This is a genomic window from Streptomyces cahuitamycinicus, from assembly GCF_002891435.1.
Classification (GTDB): Bacteria; Actinomycetota; Actinomycetes; order Streptomycetales; family Streptomycetaceae; genus Streptomyces; species Streptomyces cahuitamycinicus.
The window spans coordinates 1-548 of the sequence record NZ_POUC01000951.1 but is presented as its reverse complement, the minus strand read 5'-3'; the positions used below and the strand labels follow the sequence as shown (position 1 = coordinate 548).

The window sequence follows — 548 nt, the reverse complement described above, 5'->3', positions numbered from 1 at the left end:
CGCCACTCGACCTCACCGGCCTCACCGCGTACACCGTCGGCATCATCCGCCTCGCCGAGAAGGAGGGGCTGCGCCCCTCCGAGGGCGGCACTCACCGGGGCGTCCGCCGGATCGCCCTCAACGCGGGCGGCAAGCACGGCACCTTCGGCACCCTCCAGATCGGCAAGCGTTCCGGCAAGGTCCTCCGCATCGAGCTGATCCACGGCAACGGCGGCATCGAGCGCCGCGCCCAGGGCCCCAGCAACGTGCGCTTGCTCCTCGCCGCCGAACGCGTCCACGCCTGCCCCGACGGCTGCACCGCGTTCACCACGAACCGCTGCCGCCCGTAGGCGCCCGCCGGGCGGACGCGACGCAAGCCGCGTCCGCCCGGCCTACTCGCCGACGGCACACAGCCCGCCGCGCCCCGGGGCCCGGACGTACGAGCCGCCCCGGGGCGCGACGCAAGCACCACCCGCATGACCACATCACCCGGCCGGAGAGCACCGCGCCGGAACCCAACCCGAACGAAGGAACCGCACCATGACCCTGTCCGCCGCCGTCTCCCACGC

At 74.6% G+C, this 548-nt stretch carries 1 protein-coding gene; it reads left to right on the top strand.

The genetic code is table 11. The features are described 5' to 3' along the window. On the top strand, positions 1-329 hold a 329-nt coding region (locus C1J00_RS44040), incomplete at its 5' end, for a hypothetical protein (RefSeq protein WP_102914282.1). Positions 330-548: the final 219 nt, after the last annotated feature.